Origin of the sequence: Streptomyces sp. NPDC048002, from assembly GCF_040653275.1 — a bacterium.
Lineage (GTDB): Bacteria > Actinomycetota > Actinomycetes > Streptomycetales > Streptomycetaceae > Streptomyces.
Genome location: NZ_JBEZNL010000002.1, coordinates 568,302 through 584,171 on the forward strand (window position 1 = coordinate 568,302; position 15,870 = coordinate 584,171).

Below are 15,870 nucleotides of genomic sequence, written 5' to 3' on the forward strand. Positions count from 1 at the left end.
CGGGACGGGGGCTGCCCGGGGTGTCGTGGTCGGGCAGGGCGCCGTCCGGAAGGCCGCCCCCGGTATGCGGAGGACGTACCACCGCCCGGGGCATCGCAGTCGGCTGCCGCCGGGCGCGCGGAAGGCCACCGGTGTTCGGCCGGTGGCCTTCCGGGTGCCGGGGGCGCGTCACAAGGGGAGGGTGGCCCTCCAGGACAGGGGTTGCTCGGGGCGTCGCGGCCGGGCTGGGCGCCCGGAAGGCCGCCCCCCGGTACGCGGCCGAAGACGCACCACCGCCCGGGGCACCGCGTGCAGTTGCCGCCGGACGCGCGGAAGGCCACCGGTGTTCGGCCGGTGGCCTTCCGGGTGCCGGGGGCGCGTCACACGGGCACGGTGGCCTCCGGGACGGGGGTCGCCAGGGTCGCGTACGTGCCGCCGTGTGCGAGGAGTTCGTCGTGGGTGCCCGTCTCCACCAGGCGGCCGCCGTCGAGGACGACGACGCGGTCGGCGTCGGGGGCGAGGCTCAGGTCGTGGGTGATGACGATCGTGGTGCGGCCCGCCATGAGCCGGCGCAGGGGCTGGACGACCTTCCGCGCGGAGACCGAGTCCAGGCCGGCCGTCGGTTCGTCGAGGATCAGCACGGGCGCCGCGCGGAGCATGGCGCGGGCGATGGCGATCCGTTTGAGCTGGCCGCCGGAGAGGGCGGCGGTGCCGGGGGCGACGACGGTGTCGTAGCCGTCGGGGAGTTCGGTGATGAAGTCGTGGGCGGCGGCCGACCGGGCGGCGGCCTCCGTCTCGGCGTCGGTGGCGCCGGGGCGGCCGCAGGCGATGTTCTCCCGGATCGTCCCGCGCAGGATCAGCGTCTCCTGCGGCAGCAGCGCGACGTTCTCGCGCAGGAAGCGCAGGGGCAGTGCGGTCAGCGGCACCCCGTCCAGGCTCAGCACACCGGCCGTGGGGTCGTACAGGCGCAGGAGCAGCTTGGCGACCGTGGACTTGCCCGCGCCGCTCGGGCCGGTGACGACGACGAGTTCGCCGGGGCCCGCGGTGAAGGACACGTCGGTGAGGGCGGTCCGGCCGGAGCCGGGGTAGCGGAACCCGGCGCCCCGCACGGTGACCTGCCCGCGCACGGGCCACTCCCGGGCCGGTGCGACGGGTTCGGTGACCGCCGGCCGCGCGTCGAGGATCTCGCCCAGACGCTGGGCGCCCGCGGTCGCCGCGGTGAGGGTGAGGCCCAGCTGTCCCAGGCTGCGGACCGGCGGGTAGAGGTAGCCGATGAAGGCGGCGAAGGCGAGCAGTTGGCCGAGGGTCATGCGGCCCGCGGAGATCTCCCAGACCCCGAGCCCGATGACGGCGAGCACGCACAGGGTCTCGGCGACCTCGACGAACTGCTCGTACAGCTCCGTGAGCCGGGCGCCGCGCACGGACGCCCGCAGCCATGCGCGGGCCTCCCGGTCGAGGCGCCGCTCCTCGTCCGCCCGGCGGTCGTACGTCTGGGTCAGCAGGACGTTGCCGAGGGACTCCTCCACCACGGAGGTGATGGCGCCGTCGGCGACCCGCTCGTCCTGCGCGGCCTTCTTGACGCGGCCCGCGAAGCGGCGGGCGGCCAGCAGGAACAGCGGGGCGAGGACGAAGGTGGCGAGGGCGAGGTCCCAGCGCAGCCAGAGGGCGGCGACGGAGTAGAAGAGGGCGGAGAAGACCGCGGAGAAGGTCCCCACCACACCGGAGACGACCAGTTGCTCGATGGCCTCGACGTCGCCGGTGAGACGTTCGACCAGGTCGCCCCGGCGGTGCCGCTGGAAGAAGTCGGGCGGGAGGTCCTGGATGTGCCGGAACACCCTGGCGCGCAGCCGCAGGACGAACGCCTCGGCGGTCCGGACGGCGAGCGAGTTGCCCAGGTAGCCGACGAGCGCGCCGAGGACGGCGACGGCCAGCCAGGCGCCGGCGGGCCCCCAGAAGGCGGAGAGCGAACCGGCCTGGAGGGCATGGTCGGTGAGCCGGGCGAACAGCAGGATCGAGGCGGTCTCGGCCAGGGCCGAGGCCATCACGCAGCCCAGGATCACGGCCAGCCGTCCCCGGTCGCCGCGGGTCAGTGGCCAGTACCGCCCGAACGCCGCGCGGACTTCCTTCATCGTGTCTCCCTCGTCGTGGTGCCGGACATGCCGGAGGCGGGGCCGCCGGTCCGTTTCCGGTCCGATGGCCCCGCCTCCCGGGCGTGCGTCAGCAGTTCTTGTTGCCGACCGGGCGCCGCGCCGACGTGGCATTCGCGCGCTGCTGCGGGCCCTTCTTCGCGGCCTGCCGCTTCGGGGCGGGCGCGGTCTTGCTGTTCTTCTTGACGGGGGTGACCTTGTGGAAGCTCACAGGAATTCCCTCCCTGTTTATCAGGTGCGGATTACGTGGGGTTTATCCGGGGGGCGTGCTCAGCCCTGGCGGGACACCGGGCGGCGCTGCTGCGTGGCCTGCCCGACCTGCTTGCGCGCCGTCTTCTTGGTGTTCTTCTTCGGCGCGGGGGCGGCGGACTTGCGGGTCTTCTTCACCGGGGCGATCTTGTGGAAGCTCATCGGATTCTCCTCCGTGTCGTTTTCTTCGGTGTCGTTCGCTTCGACATGCAAAACACTACGGGACCCGGAAACCGAAATTCGCCAATTCCGGTTAGACCTCCATGAAATGCGACTGAGTCGATTTTTCAGGCGCACCCAGGAACCATTCCCCTGTTCACACAGAACTTAGGGCGGGAATTCCGGAACGCCGAAGGCGGTGCCCGGTCGGTCGACCGGACACCGCCTTCGGGGCGAGCAGGGGTTCAGCGAATGATCGTGATCCGGTTCGCGGCCGGAGGCGCGATCGGGCTCGTGGCCGAGGAGTTGGCCGTGAGGTACCGCTCCAGCGCGGTCAGGTCGTCCGCGCCGACCAGGTCGTTGGTGCCCTGGCCGAGCGTGGTGAAGCCGTCGCCGCCGCCCGCGAGGAAGCTGTTCGTCGCGACACGGTAGGTGGCCGCCGGGTCGATCGCGGCACCGTTGAGCTTGATCGAGTCCGTCACCACACGGTCGGCGCCGGTCTTGGTCAGGTCCAGCGTGTACGTCAGGCCGGAGGACGGCTGGAGGATCTTCGGGGAGGCCAGGTTGGTGCCGCTGACCTGCTCCTGGAGGACCGTGATCAGCTGGGCTCCGGTGAAGTCCTGGAGGTTGACCGTGTTGGAGAAGGGCTGGACGGTGAAGCCCTCGGCGTAGGTGACCACGCCGTCGCCCTCACTGGCCTTGGCCGCGTAGGTCAGTCCGGCCCGCACGCCGCCCGGGTTCATCAGCGCCAGGTCGGTCTCCGGGTCCAGCTGCTTGCCGTGGGCGAGCTGCGCGTCCGCGATGAGGTCGCCCATCGGGGACTCGGTGCCGGTGCTCGGGATGTCCCCGGAGATGTAGCCGATCGCGCGGTTGCCGATGGGCGCCGCGAGGGTGTTCCACTTGGTGATCAGCTCGGTCATGTCGGTCGCCTTGGCGACGTCCCGGGTGACCACGTGGTTCGCGGACTTCACCGCCGTACGGCTGATGTCACCCGTCCAACGGTCGTACGTCAGCGTGGTGTCCGTGTACAGACGGCCGAAGGACGCGGCCGAGGTGACCGTGCGGGGCTTGCCCGACGGGTCGTTGATCGTGCAGGCGTAGGCCGCGTGGGTGTGGCCGGTGACCAGCGCGTCGACCTGCGGGGTGATGTTCTTGGCGATGTCGACGATCGGGCCGGAGATGCCGTCACCGGCGCCCGGCGCGTCGCAGTCGTAGTTGTACGCCGTCGAGGCCGGGGCGCCGCCCTCGTGGATCAGCGCGACGATCGACTTCACGCCCTGGCGCTGGAGCTCTTTGGCGTACTTGTTGATCGTCTCGACCTCGTCCTTGAACTTGAGGCCCTTGACGCCCTCGGCGGAGACGATGCCCGGGGTGTCCTCCAGGGTGACCCCGATGAAGCCGATCTTGACGTCCTTCTTCTTCCACACCCAGTACGGCTTGAGGATCGGCTTGCCGGTCTTCTCGTTCAGGACGTTCGCCGCGAGGTAGGGGAAGTCGGCGCCCTTGAACTTCTGACCTTCGACGTAGCAGCCGTCCGTCTCGTGGCAGCCGCCGTACTGAAGGCGCTTCAGTTCCTTGGAGCCCTCGTCGAACTCGTGGTTGCCGACGCTGGTGACGTCCAGGTCGAGCTTGTTCAGCGCCTCGATGGTGGGCTCGTCGTGGAACAGGCCCGAGATCAGCGGGGAGGCGCCGACCATGTCGCCACCGGCCGCGGTGATGGAGTACTTGTTGCCCTCGCGGGCCTGGCGCAGGTGGGTGGCGAGGTACTCGACACCGCCCGCGTCGATGGTGCTGGTGGTGCCGTCCTCGTGGAGGTGGGTGACCCGGCCGGAGGAACCGGACGGCGGCTCCAGGTTGCCGTGCAGGTCGTTGAAGGACAGCAGTTGGACATCCTGGTAGCGGCTGTACGAGTGGCCGCCGCCCTTGCGGTCGCCCGCGTCGGCGGAAGCCGTCGCGGGCAGCGCGGCGGCCAGCGCACCGGCGGTGGCGAGGCTCGCCGCGGCGGTCAGGACCAGATACGTACGGCGTCTGCGGCCGGGCTGCGGCCGCTGGGAGATGGCTGGCATACGCCCCCCTGTGAGTCGTATGGAGCGGGGAAGAAGACATGAGAGGGCAGTGGTGCCCGGGCGGCAGCCTAGAGTCAACGCGCGTAGCGCGGAAGGAGGTTCCGGGTTACATCCTGGTTTCCCTTTTGCCACCGGTCTTCCGTGACCTCGGCTTACCCTCGTAGTCATGACCAGCGACGACACCGCACGCCCCGGCGGGGCCCGCGCCATCGAGACCCATTCCGCGCTCGCTCCCGAACAGACCGAGGCCGTGCTCGCACTGCTCGCCGAGGCCGCCCGGACCGACGGCCAGCAGGCGGTGTCCGAGCAGGGACGGCTCCAGTTGCGCGGAGGCGACCGCGCGGGGGTCTCCCATCTGCTGCTCACCGTGGACGGTGAACTCGTCGGCTACGCCCAGTTGGAGGACACCGATCCGGTGGAGGCGCCGGCCGCCGAACTCGTCGTCCACCCCGCGCACCGCGGGCACGGGCACGGGCGGGCGCTGGGCTCGGCGCTGCTCGCCGCCTCCGGCAAGCGGCTGCGGGTGTGGGCCCACGGCGGGCACTCGGCGGCCCGCCACCTGGCCCAGGTGCTGGGGCTCACCCTCTTCCGCGAACTGCGGCAGATGCGGCGGCCGTTGGCCGGTCTCGACCTGCCCGAGCCGGGGCTTCCGGAGGACGTGAGCGTACGCACCTTCGTCCCCGGGCAGGACGACGCGGCCTGGCTCGCGGTGAACGCGGCGGCCTTCGCCCACCATCCCGAGCAGGGCTCCCTCACCCAGCGCGACCTCGACGACCGCGAGGCCGAACCGTGGTTCGACCCGGCCGGGTTCTTCCTCGCGGAGCGGGCGGGCGAGCTGATCGGCTTCCACTGGACGAAGGTGCACGCCGAGGAGGGGCTCGGGGAGGTGTACGTCCTCGGGGTGCGGCCCGGTGCGCAGGGCGGCGGGCTCGGCAAGGCGCTCACCTCGATCGGGCTGCGGCATCTCGCGGAGCGGGGGCTGGGGACGGCGATGCTGTACGTCGATGCCGACAACAAGGCGGCGGTGTCGGTGTACGAGCGGATGGGGTTCGTGACGTACGAGACGGATCTGATGTACCGCACGGAGACGTGACGCTCCGCTGGGTTGGCGGGTGGGTGGGGGCGGGTGTGCGTTGACTGTCGGGTGGGGGTGGGTGGGGGCTGAGCGCGCCGTTCCCCGCGCCCCTGCCGGCTGCGCCGGCGTCCATCGAACTCGGCTGCGGGTGGGTGGGGGCTTGGCGCGCAGTTCCCCGCGCCCCCAGCCGGCTGCGCCGGCCGAAGGGCGTCGGCGCAGCGGCGCCAGGGGCGCGGGGAACGGCGCGCTCAGCCCCCACCGGCGGGGCGATTGGGCTGGATGCGCCCGGTTGGTTCTCGGGCGCAGAGGAGCCAGGTGGTCAGGGCCGCTATGAGGAGGACCGCCCATCGTTCGTGGGCTTCGGGCCAGGTCGGGGCGTCGGTGGCTACGAAGAGGTCCCAGCGGTCGGGCAGGAGGAGGACGGCCGGCACGGCCACCACCAGGAGACCCGCGCCCACGGCCACCCCCGGCTCCGGTTCCTCACCGTGGCGGACCGTCGCCGCCGCGCCGGCCAGGGCCAGGGCGAAGGCGGCGACCGCCTCCAGGGTGGTCGCCCCGAGCGGGGGCCGCAGGTCGGCGGGGACCAGCAGGACCGCCGCCGTCCACCACAGCGCGGCGAGCGGGACGACCGGCACCAGGCGCAGCGCCTGACGGACCGGCCGCCGAGTCGGCACGGTGGCCGTGGTGTGGCGGGCCGGGTCGTCCAGTACGAAGGCCAGGCCCAGGGCGAAGCAGAGGGCCGCGGCACGCAGGGTGTTGAGCGCCAGCCAGGGGTCGAAGCCCTCGGGGAACAGCCGTGCCGTCCCGGCGAACAGCAGTCCCACGGCGGCACCGGCGCCGAGCGCCCGCCAGGGCAGGGTGCGGCAGACCGGGACGAGCAGCTCTCTCACTCCTCGCACCCGTCCTTCTCAGTGGTGCCCCGGACGCCGAGGAGTTCGGCGGCTCGCGCGGTGGTGAGGCCGGGGCTCGTCAGCTCGGTCCAGTTCCGCTTCACCTGGGCCGTCACCTCGGCCCTCGGGCGGCCCAGCAGTTCACGCACGACGTCGGTCTGGCCCGCCGACATGGACAGCGGGGACGTCGGGGCGAGCACGATCGCGGAGCCGGTGTCGCTGTCGTCGAGGCGGACCAGGCGCAGTTGGTCCACCGGCCGGTCCTGCCAGCCCAGGGAGAGCCACATCACGGTGACCACGCGGCCGTCGCACAGCTCGCCGCCCGCCCGCTCCGTCCCGGCCACCAGGACCGCGGCCACGCCCGAGGAGAACTCGGGGACCCGGGCACCGCCCCAGCGGGTACCGACGGTGACCTCGTGCGCGGTGTCGGACGGCGCGATGGCGGCGTCGGCGTTGGGCCCGTAGCGGGCCTCGATCCGCTGGCGGACCAGGAGGGGCTGGTCGTGGGCGGTGCCGCCGGCCAGCCCGGACACCTCGTCCACGACCTCGGCCCAGGTGCCGGTCCGGGACTCCCACTCCGGGTGGGCGCAGTACGTGGACTCGCCGTGCCGTACGCACTTCTGCTCCGGGTCGAGCGTGGCCCGCTCCCTTGCCGCCGTCAGGGAGGCCGGTTCGCCGCCGGCCTGGGCGACGGCGCCGACCAGGGTCAGGGCCACCGTCGCACCGAGAACGGCGTAGAGGCTCCGGACCCGGCGCCCGCCGCCGGCCAGCAGCGCGAGCGCGCCGATGGCGAGGCCGAGGCCGAGCAGGTACACCGCGTGCCAGGCGGCGGGGCGGCCCAGCAGGTCGGAGGGCAGGCTGTCGGCGCTGCTGTCGCCGACCACCGGGGTCAGCCAGCGCGTCCCGGCGTCCTCACCGCCGGGGCTGACTCCGAGGACGAGGAAGAAGAGCAGGAAGACCACCAGCAGCGGGCCGGTGAAGGGCGACTTCAGCACCCGGGCCAGCAGCACCCCGAGCGCCCCGAACAGCAGCACGGTGAGCGGTCCGACGAGCAGCTCGCCGGGTGAACCGTGGCCGACGGCACCCGGTTTGAGGGCCTCCCAGCCGAACTGGAGGCCCACGCACACAGCGGTCAGCAGCACCACGGGCAGCAGGGACAGCAGATGGGCGAGGGTCCGGCGCCAGGGTGTGATCACCAGCACGGCGAAGTGGCGTTCGGTGTCCAGGCGCCGGGAGCGCAGCACGGCCAGGTTGACGGTCAGCAGGACGGACAGCCCGATCAGCAGGGGCGTGCTCTGGGTGTCGCGGTCGGCGTCCTGGAGCGCGGGGAAGCCGTCGTAGGAGTCGTGGGTGTGCCAGACGATCCAGGTCAGGTAGAGGGCGAAGGCGACCAGCACCGGGAGCGACAGCAGCAGGCGGCGCGCCTCGAAGCGGGCGAGCGCGAGGACGGCGGCCCAGGTCTCGCGGGGTCCGGAACGCAGGGCGAGGGGCGTGCGTTCGACGAGGGTGGTCATGCCGTCACCGCCAGGCCCTGGTCGTCGAGGGTGAGCAGATAGCCGTCCTCCAGGGTGGGTTCGAGGAGGTCGGCGCCGGGCGGCGGGTCCCCCACGTTGCGGAAGGTGCCGGCGCCGGTGCGCCAGCCCGCCTTGGCGTGCGGGGCGCGTTCGGTGCTGCTCCACACCCGGCCGGCCGCGCGGGCGGTGAGTTCGGCGGGGGTGCCGTCGAAGTGGATGCGGCCGCCGGCCATCACCAGCACGCGGTGGCAGAGCATCGCCACGTCCTCGGTCTGGTGGGTGGACAGCAGCACCGTCCGGCCCTCTCCGGCCCGCGCGATCAACTCGCGGAATCTCATGCGCTGTTCGGGGTCGAGGCCGACGGTGGGCTCGTCGAGGACGACGAACCCGGGGTCGCCGACGAGGGCGGCGGCGAGGGCGACCCGCTGCCGCATACCGCCGGACAGCTTCTTGATGCGCTTGCCGCGGACCTCGCCGAGGTCGACCTCGTCCAGGACGCGGCGCACCTCGCGGTGGCGGGCGGCGCGGTCGTCGATCTCCTTCAGGATCGCCACGTAGTCGACGAACTCGAAGGCGGTGAAGTCGGGGTGGAAGCCGGGGGTCTGCGGCAGATAGCCGAGCCGCCGCCGCACCTCCTGCCGGCCGCGCGCCGAGGACGGGTCGTGCCCGAGCACCGTGAAGGTGCCGCGCTGCGCGTTCAGGGCGGTGGCCAGGACCCGCAGCAGGGTGGTCTTCCCGGCGCCGTTGGGTCCGAGGAGCCCGGTCACACCCGGGGTCAGCCGCAGCGACACCTCGTCGAGGGCGCGGGTGGAGCCGTAGTGGAGGCTGAGCCCGGAGGCGGAGACGGTGGAGGTCATACGGCGCTCCCGTGGAACACGTCGAATCGGTCACGTACGAGGTAGAGCAGGCCGGCCGCGAGGGCGGCGACCGCGGCGGCGGCGCCCTGTCCGGCGGCGGTGAAGGGGGCGAGCGGTCCGCCGTCCGCGGCGGCGTCGGCCACGGCGATCAGCGCCACCCAGCCCCCGCCGACCAGGGCCGGCGCGAGGACCGGTCCGAGCCGCGGGGTGAGCGCGAGTCCGGTGGCGGTCAGGGCGAGCGCGGGCAGCAGCCAGGCCAGGGCGCGCAGGCCGTAGTCGGGAAGGGCCAGCGTGGCCAGGCCGTTGAGACCGAGCCCGGTGGTGAGCACGGCGACGGTACGGATCATCAGCAGCCGGAAGCCGTGCACCGGGGAGACGACCGCCATCTCGTAGGTCGGGTCCAGCGCGGGCCCGTACGACAGGGCGACCCCGGCGAGCGGCAGCAGCGGTGCCAGCGCGAGGAACAGGGTCGGTGAGCCGGCCGTGTACACCACGGCCACCGTGGTGATCAGGAGCAGCGCCACCGAGGCCAGCCAGGAGCGGCGCAGCACGGGGGTCGCGGTGAGCAGGCGCGCGGTGTGGTCGGCGACCCCGAGCCGCAGCAGCAGGCCCTCGAACCGTCCGGGCCTCGGCGCGTCGAGTTCGGCGTCGAGCCGTTCCCAGGCGGCGTCGAGCGGGTCGCTCACCTCGGCGAGCACGGCCCGGCAGGGGGCGCAGGCGGCCAGGTGGGTGTCGGCGGACCAGAGCAGCGGGGCGGCCAGTTCGGCGCGCGCGTAGGCCCGCAGGTCCTCCTCTGATACGTGCCAGGTCATGCCAGTGCCTCCCGCAGTTGCTTGCGGGCCCGCATCGCCCGCGTCTTGACCGTCCCCGGTGGAATCCCCAGGACCACGGCCGCCTCGCGGGTGGTCAGCCCGTCGACGACCGTGGCCTGGAGGACCGCGCGGAGTTCCGGTGAGAGCCGGACCAGGGCACCCGCGAGGTCCCCGTGCTCAACCCCCGCGAGCACGCGGTCCTCGGCGGACACCTCCTCCCGGTGCCGGATCCGGGCCAGGGCCTGCCGCAGCCGGCCTCTGGCCCCGTCGCCGCGCAGCACGTCGACCAGGCGCCGCGACCCGATCCGCCACAGCCATCCGGCGACGTCCCCCTCCTCCCGGTAGCGGGCGGTCCCCCGCCAGACCGCGAGGAAGGTCTCCTGCACGACGTCGTCGACGATCCCGGGGTCGGCGCAGCGGCTGCGCAGCCGGGCGGTCAGCCAGGGGGCGAACCTCCGGTACAGCTCTTCGAAGGCGCGCCGGTCCCCGTCCGCCGCGACGGCGCGCAGCAGATCTCCGTCGCTTCTCGTTTCGCTCACGTCACCTCATCGGACGAGCCCCGCGGACCGGTTCACGGAATCACGCCTTGACTTTTGGACTCCACTTCCACCACCCTTTCACTACTCAATTAGTGAAAGGGTGGTGGATCGAGTGGTCGAGTACCGCATCGACCGCCGCAGTGGCGTCGCCACCTATCTGCAGATCGTCCAGCAGACCAAACAGGCCCTGCGCCTGGGCCTGCTGGCGCCGGGCGACCAGCTGCCCACCGCGCGCGAGGTCGTGGAGGCGACGGCCATCAACCCGAACACCGTGCTGAAGGCCTACCGCGAGCTGGAGCGCGAGGGACTGGTCGAGGCACGCCGCGGACTGGGCACGTTCGTGCGGAAGTCGCTGGGCGCCGCGCCCGCCGACTCCCCGCTGCGCGCCGAACTCGCCGACTGGGCCGCGCGGGCCCGCGCGGCGGGACTGGAGCACGACGACGTCGCCGCGCTCTTCACCTCCGTACTGGACGAGCACTTCAAGGACTGAGCGCTTCAAGGACTGACCGCTTCCGAGGGACCGGGCGCGCCGGGGACGGCCTCGCCCCGCACACCGTCGTCGAGTCCCGCACCACCGGCCGCCAGCTCACCGCGCTGATCAGGCCCGAGGGTCCCGTCGGCGATGGCTGGCAGCGCGCGGAGCCGACCCTGGAGGAGCTGGTCCTCGCCCATCTGCGCGCCCCCGACGCCCCGGCCCTGACGCTGGGCGACACCCGCGAGGCAGCCGCATGACCGCCGTCCCCGCAGAGGCCACCGCCGCCGCACCGCCCACCCTGGCCCGCGGCCCGCACGGCCTGCTCTGGCTGACCCTCCGGGTCCACCGCACGGCCCTGCTGTCCTGGTCGGCGCCGGTGGCCGTGTTCTCCGGCGCCCTGCTCTGGGCGTACGGGCCCGGCGACGACGCCGCCCGGGCGGAGTACCTGGAGACGGGGTGCGGCGCCGGGCGGCCGAACCTGGGCTGCGACATGCCGGGCCCGGCCTTCGAACGGTACGACTACGTCCTCGGCGTCAGCGGCGCGCTGCTCGCCTTCCTGCCGCTGCTGGCCGCGGCCTGGGCGGGCGGCGCGCTCATCGGCCGCGAACTGGAGCAGGGCACCGCCCGGCTGGCCTGGGTGCAGTCCGTGACCCCGACCCGCTGGCTGGCCGCCAAGCTCGCCGTACCGGCCGCGCTGCTCGCCGCCGGCACGACCGCGACCGTCCTGCTGGGCGTATGGGCGCGCGGCGCGGACGACCCGAACCTCGTCGGGGACTGGTACCACCCCGAGACGTTCATCGGCACCGGCCCCACTGCCGTCGCGTACGCCCTGTCCGGTCTCGCCCTCGGCGCCCTCGCGGGGACGGCCCTCGGGCGGGCGCTCCCCGCGGCCGGGGCCGCCGCGGCAGGCGCCCTGCTCCTGCGCGAGCTGCTGGAGCGGTACCGGCCGGACCTGTGGCCCACGGTCGTCCGGGACACGGCGGACGGGGAGGTGCCCCGCTCGGCCCTCCAGGTGTCCGGCACCGAGACCCTGGTGACGCTGCACCCGCCGTCCCACTTCTGGCCGATCCAGTACGTCGAGACCGGCGTCCTGCTCGCCCTCACGGCCGCCGCGGTCGTCGGCGCCTTCGCGCTGCTGCGCCACCGCGCCACCTGATCCGCCGAGCCGCCCGATCCGCCGGTGCCGTACGTCCTTCCTACGGGGGGAAGGACGTACGGCACCGGTATGTGGACGCCTCGGGGCCGCCCCTCGCGTACCCGCACGCCATGTCTCCGTAACCATTGGTTCAGACGGGCTTGCGACGCTCGGCGAATGAAGCCCGCCGCGCCAGAGCCGACGCCGCCCCCCGAGGGAACCGCGGGGAACGGAAACGTCCGACGCCTCGCCACGACCCTCCCGCCGGCGTCCTCCGACGCGCCTGTATCGCTCGGGACGCGGAAGAATGGGTCCATGAGTCAGCAGAACGCCCAGGCACAGGCCCACCCGTCGCCCACCACCGCCCTTGGCGGAGGCCCTGCGGGCCAAGGCACTCATTCAAACGCGCAGCCCTCCGTGGGTTCCATCGCCGCTCACCGCTCGCGCACCGTGGCCGGGTCGCACTACTCCGACCTGGAACCCGACATCGACGCCGACCTCGACGCGTACGAGGAGTCGCCGGTCGACGGCGCCCCCCTGCCGCAGGGCCGCTTCCTCGACCGGGAGCGCAGCTGGCTGGCGTTCAACGAACGCGTCCTCGAACTCGCCGAGGACCCGAAGACACCCCTGCTGGAGCGGGCGAACTTCCTGGCGATCTTCGCCAGCAACCTGGACGAGTTCTTCATGGTCCGGGTCGCCGGTCTCAAGCGCCGTATCGCCACCGGCGTCGCCACCCGGTCCGCCTCCGGGCTCCAGCCCGCCCAGGTGCTGGAGATGATCTGGGCCCGCTCCCGCGAGCTGATGGCCCGGCACGCCGCCTGCTTCCACGAGGACGTCGCCCCCGCGCTCGCGGAGGAGGGCATCCACCTGGTCCGCTGGAGCGAGCTGACGGAGAAGGAACAGGCCCGCCTGTTCACCCTCTTCCGGCACCAGATCTTCCCCGTGCTGACCCCGCTGGCGGTCGACCCGGCGCACCCCTTCCCCTACATCTCCGGCCTGTCGCTGAACCTGGCCGTCGTGGTGCGCAACCCGGTCAGCGGGCACCGCCACTTCGCCCGGGTGAAGGTGCCGCCGCTGCTGTCCCGCTTCCTGGAGAGCTCGCCCGGCCGGTACGTGCCGATCGAGGACGTCATCGCCGCGCACCTCGAAGAGCTGTTCCCGGGCATGGAGGTGCTGGAGCACCACGCCTTCCGGATCACGCGCAACGAGGACCTGGAGGTCGAGGAGGACGACGCCGAGAACCTCCTCCAGGCCCTGGAGAAGGAACTGATGCGGCGCCGCTTCGGACCGCCGGTGCGCCTGGAGGTGGAGGAGTCCATCGACCGCGAGGTCCTGGACCTGCTGGTGCGCGAGCTGAAGATCAGCGAGGCGGAGGTGTACCCGCTGCCCGGCCCGCTGGACCTCACCGGCCTGTTCCGGATCGCCTCCCTGGACCATCCCGAGCTGAAGTACCCGAAGTTCGTCGCCGGCACCCACCGCGACCTCGCCGAGGTCGAATCGGCGTCCGCGCCCGACATCTTCGCCGCGCTGCGCAGCCGGGACGTCCTGCTGCACCACCCGTACGACTCCTTCTCCACCTCCGTGCAGGCGTTCCTGGAGCAGGCCGCCGAGGACCCGGACGTCCTCGCCATCAAGCAGACCCTGTACCGGACTTCGGGCGACTCCCCGATAGTCAACGCGCTCATCGACGCGGCCGAGGCCGGCAAGCAGGTGCTTGTCCTGGTCGAGATCAAGGCCCGCTTCGACGAGCACGCGAACATCAAGTGGGCCAAGCGCCTGGAGGAGGCGGGCTGCCACGTGGTCTACGGCCTCGTCGGCCTGAAGACCCACTGCAAGCTCTCCCTGGTGGTCCGTCAGGAGGGTGACACCCTCCGCCGCTACAGCCACGTCGGCACCGGCAACTACCACCCGAAGACGGCACGGCTCTACGAGGACCTCGGTCTGCTCACCGCGGACCCGCAGGTCGGCGCGGATCTGTCGGACCTGTTCAACCGGCTGTCGGGCTACTCGCGCCGCGAGACCTACCGCCGGCTGCTCGTCGCGCCCAAGTCCCTGCGCGACGGCCTGATCTCGCGGATCAACAAGGAGGTCCAGCACCACCGTGCCGGGCGTCCCGCGTTCGTCCGCATCAAGGTCAACTCGATGGTCGACGAGGCCATCATCGACGCTCTGTACCGCGCGTCCCAGGCGGGCGTGCCGGTCGACGTCTGGGTGCGCGGCATCTGCGCCGTGCGTCCGGGCGTGGCGGGCCTGTCGGAGAACGTCCGGGTCCGCTCCGTCCTCGGCCGCTTCCTGGAGCACTCCCGGGTCTTCGCCTTCGGCAACGGCGGCGAACCGGAGGTGTGGATCGGCAGCGCCGACATGATGCACCGCAACCTCGACCGCCGCATCGAGGCTCTGGTCCGGGTCACCGACCCGGCCCACCGGGCGGCCCTCAACCGGTTGCTGGAGACCGGCATGTCCGACACCACGTCCTCCTGGCACCTCGGCCCGGACGGCGAGTGGACCCGGCACGCGACCGACGCCGAAGGCCAGCCCCTGCGGAACGTCCAGGAGATGCTCATAGACGCCCGGAGGCGCCGGCGTGGCACAGCAACACCTTGACCCGACGAACCCCACGGCGGTGCCGGTGACCGGGGAGGCGCTCGAAACGTATCTGCGCACCCAGGCCATGGAGTTCCTCCGCGCGCTGCGGCTGCACCGGGAGACCGGCGGCGACGGGGGCCCCACCGGACGGGTGCGGTCACGGGCCGGGGAGAACGGTTCGGAGGAGTCGGTCGACGCGGCGCGCGCCCTGCGCCGCTCGGCCCGCCGCATCAGCGGCAGCCTGCACACCTTCCGCCCGCTCCTGGACGCCGACTGGTCGGAGCGGATCCGCCCGGAGCTGGCCTGGCTGTCCGGCACGCTCGCCATGGAGCACGCCTACGCCGCCCGGCTGGAACGGCTGCTCCTGGCCCTGCACCGGCTGTCGGGCGCGACGGTGTTCCCGGCCCAGGCGGGCGGGCCGGTGAGCACCGGGGCGCCGCGGGAGAACCACTCCGGCCCGCCCGGGGCGGTCTCCGCCGGCCCCGCCGGCCCCGCCGGCCCCGGCGCGGCCGCTCCGGGCCGAGGCGGCGACGGCCCTCACCTCCCGGCGACCGAGCGCGGCGGCCTCACCGGGGCCACCGGACGCGGCCTCGCGGGGGCCACCGAACGCGGCAGCCTCACCGCGGCCACGGAGCGCGGCAACCTGACGGTGGGCGCGGCGAAGGCGGGCGCCCTGCTGGACCGGCAGCTCACCCTCGCCCGCACCCGGGCGCACAGCACCGCGCTCCAGGCCCTGGGCTCCTCCCGGTTCCACGCGGTCGCCGACCACATCGCCGTACTGGCCAGCGAGGTCCCGTTGGCCCCGTCCGCCGCCGGGGCCGATCTGCGGCCGCTGGCCGCCGCCGCCGAGGACCGCCTGAAGGACGCGGTCGGCGCCCTTCCCCTGGTCACCGCCGGCCACCCGTACAACGCCGAGGCCCTCGTCCACGGCCTCTCCCCGGACCCGGCCCCGCACCCCCAGGACGCCCCCTGGCACCAGGTCCGCCTCCTGCTCCGCCTGCACCGCTACGCCCGCGAGACCCTCCTCGGCGAGGAAGCGGCCCCGGACGTACGGCTGCTCACCGCCGGCCAGTCCCTGGACCGCCACCGCGACGCCTCCGAGGCCGCGGCGGCAGCGGCGGCCGCCGCCCGCACCCCGCGCATCGCCCCCGCCACGGCCTACGCCCTCGGGGTGCTCCACGCCGACCAGCGGCACGAGGTCGAGGCGTCCCGCTTCGCCTTCCAGCAGTGCTGGCAGCCCGGTCAGACCGGGCAGAAGCAGAGGATCAGCGCTCCCTGACAGACATCACCCCCTGACGGACAGCGCACCCTGACGGAGATCACCCCCTGACGGACAGCGCACCCCGACGGAGACCGCTCCCTGACGGAGATCCACCGAGGAGGCCGA

At 73.2% G+C, this 15,870-nt stretch carries 14 protein-coding genes and 1 pseudogene; 6 read left to right on the forward strand and 9 right to left on the reverse strand.

Features of this window, described 5'->3' with window-relative positions:
• Nucleotides 1-359 precede the first annotated feature (359 nt).
• The 4 genes from AB0E07_RS05575 to AB0E07_RS05590 all read right to left on the reverse strand — a co-directional run bounded on the left by AB0E07_RS05575 (nt 360) and on the right by AB0E07_RS05590 (nt 4,600).
• Nucleotides 360-2,108, reverse strand: coding sequence for an ABC transporter ATP-binding protein (locus AB0E07_RS05575; RefSeq protein ID WP_362246716.1), 1,749 nt, complete (start codon nt 2,106-2,108; stop codon nt 360-362).
• 88 nt (nt 2,109-2,196) lie between these two features.
• Nucleotides 2,197-2,337 (reverse strand): hypothetical protein, encoded by a 141-nt coding sequence (locus AB0E07_RS05580; protein ID WP_362246718.1) that lies wholly within the window; start codon nt 2,335-2,337, stop codon nt 2,197-2,199.
• Between the two features lie 59 nt (nt 2,338-2,396).
• Nucleotides 2,397-2,537 (reverse strand): hypothetical protein, encoded by a 141-nt coding sequence (locus AB0E07_RS05585; RefSeq protein ID WP_362246720.1) that lies wholly within the window; start codon nt 2,535-2,537, stop codon nt 2,397-2,399.
• A gap of 242 nt (nt 2,538-2,779) precedes the next feature.
• Entirely contained in the window at nt 2,780-4,600 is a 1,821-nt protein-coding gene (locus tag AB0E07_RS05590) for a bifunctional metallophosphatase/5'-nucleotidase (protein ID WP_362246722.1), read from the reverse strand.
• 166 nt (nt 4,601-4,766) lie between these two features.
• Between AB0E07_RS05590 and mshD the strand changes: the two genes are divergently transcribed.
• The gene (gene mshD / locus AB0E07_RS05595) at nt 4,767-5,693 is read left to right on the forward strand and encodes a mycothiol synthase (RefSeq protein ID WP_362246724.1); all 927 of its coding nucleotides are present in this window, start codon (nt 4,767-4,769) and stop codon (nt 5,691-5,693) included.
• Nucleotides 5,694-5,923: 230 nt separating this feature from the next.
• Here mshD and AB0E07_RS05600 read toward each other — a convergent pair whose 3' ends face one another.
• The 5 genes from AB0E07_RS05600 to AB0E07_RS05620 are packed head-to-tail and all read right to left on the reverse strand — an operon-like array spanning nt 5,924 to nt 10,287.
• Complete coding sequence (locus AB0E07_RS05600) at nt 5,924-6,574, reverse strand: ABC transporter (RefSeq protein WP_362246726.1); 651 nt, start codon at nt 6,572-6,574, stop codon at nt 5,924-5,926.
• Nucleotides 6,562-8,079 (reverse strand): ABC transporter permease, encoded by a 1,518-nt coding sequence (locus AB0E07_RS05605; RefSeq protein ID WP_362246728.1) that lies wholly within the window; start codon nt 8,077-8,079, stop codon nt 6,562-6,564. Before AB0E07_RS05605 ends, AB0E07_RS05600 begins: the two co-directional genes overlap by 13 nt.
• Complete coding sequence (locus tag AB0E07_RS05610) at nt 8,076-8,936, reverse strand: ABC transporter ATP-binding protein (RefSeq protein WP_362246730.1); 861 nt, start codon at nt 8,934-8,936, stop codon at nt 8,076-8,078. Before AB0E07_RS05610 ends, AB0E07_RS05605 begins: the two co-directional genes overlap by 4 nt.
• Nucleotides 8,933-9,748 (reverse strand): zf-HC2 domain-containing protein, encoded by an 816-nt coding sequence (locus AB0E07_RS05615; RefSeq protein WP_362246732.1) that lies wholly within the window; start codon nt 9,746-9,748, stop codon nt 8,933-8,935. Before AB0E07_RS05615 ends, AB0E07_RS05610 begins: the two co-directional genes overlap by 4 nt.
• Nucleotides 9,745-10,287, reverse strand: a complete 543-nt coding sequence (locus AB0E07_RS05620; RefSeq protein WP_362246734.1) for an RNA polymerase sigma factor — start codon at nt 10,285-10,287, stop codon at nt 9,745-9,747. Before AB0E07_RS05620 ends, AB0E07_RS05615 begins: the two co-directional genes overlap by 4 nt.
• 112 nt (nt 10,288-10,399) lie before the next feature.
• On the opposite strand from AB0E07_RS05620, the gene AB0E07_RS05625 reads away from it, so the two are divergent.
• The 5 genes and pseudogenes from AB0E07_RS05625 to AB0E07_RS05645 all read left to right on the forward strand — a co-directional run bounded on the left by AB0E07_RS05625 (nt 10,400) and on the right by AB0E07_RS05645 (nt 15,762).
• Entirely contained in the window at nt 10,400-10,777 is a 378-nt protein-coding gene (locus AB0E07_RS05625; RefSeq protein ID WP_362246840.1) for a GntR family transcriptional regulator, read from the forward strand.
• 38 nt (nt 10,778-10,815) lie between these two features.
• Nucleotides 10,816-11,019: pseudogene (locus tag AB0E07_RS05630) on the forward strand (ABC transporter ATP-binding protein); the annotation flags it as partial.
• Entirely contained in the window at nt 11,016-11,918 is a 903-nt protein-coding gene (locus tag AB0E07_RS05635) for a hypothetical protein (RefSeq protein ID WP_362246736.1), read from the forward strand. The pseudogene AB0E07_RS05630 and the gene AB0E07_RS05635, both read left to right, overlap by 4 nt.
• 156 nt (nt 11,919-12,074) lie before the next feature.
• Nucleotides 12,075-14,501, forward strand: coding sequence for an RNA degradosome polyphosphate kinase (locus tag AB0E07_RS05640; RefSeq protein ID WP_362246738.1), 2,427 nt, complete (start codon nt 12,075-12,077; stop codon nt 14,499-14,501).
• Nucleotides 14,482-15,762, forward strand: a complete 1,281-nt coding sequence (locus tag AB0E07_RS05645) for a CHAD domain-containing protein (protein WP_362246740.1) — start codon at nt 14,482-14,484, stop codon at nt 15,760-15,762. The genes AB0E07_RS05640 and AB0E07_RS05645 overlap by 20 nt, the downstream gene beginning before the upstream one ends.
• Nucleotides 15,763-15,870: the final 108 nt, after the last annotated feature.

Coding starts and splice junctions, on each gene's coding strand:
- AB0E07_RS05575 (WP_362246716.1), bottom strand. CDS start 2,108: ATGAAGGAAGTCCGCGCGGCGTTCGGGCGGTACTGGCCACTGACCCGC.
- AB0E07_RS05585 (WP_362246720.1), bottom strand. CDS start 2,537: ATGAGCTTCCACAAGATCGCCCCGGTGAAGAAGACCCGCAAGTCCGCC.
- AB0E07_RS05590 (WP_362246722.1), bottom strand. CDS start 4,600: ATGCCAGCCATCTCCCAGCGGCCGCAGCCCGGCCGCAGACGCCGTACG.
- mshD (WP_362246724.1), top strand. CDS start 4,767: ATGACCAGCGACGACACCGCACGCCCCGGCGGGGCCCGCGCCATCGAG.
- AB0E07_RS05605 (WP_362246728.1), bottom strand. CDS start 8,079: ATGACCACCCTCGTCGAACGCACGCCCCTCGCCCTGCGTTCCGGACCC.
- AB0E07_RS05610 (WP_362246730.1), bottom strand. CDS start 8,936: ATGACCTCCACCGTCTCCGCCTCCGGGCTCAGCCTCCACTACGGCTCC.
- AB0E07_RS05615 (WP_362246732.1), bottom strand. CDS start 9,748: ATGACCTGGCACGTATCAGAGGAGGACCTGCGGGCCTACGCGCGCGCC.
- AB0E07_RS05635 (WP_362246736.1), top strand. CDS start 11,016: ATGACCGCCGTCCCCGCAGAGGCCACCGCCGCCGCACCGCCCACCCTG.
- AB0E07_RS05640 (WP_362246738.1), top strand. CDS start 12,075: ATGAAGCCCGCCGCGCCAGAGCCGACGCCGCCCCCCGAGGGAACCGCG.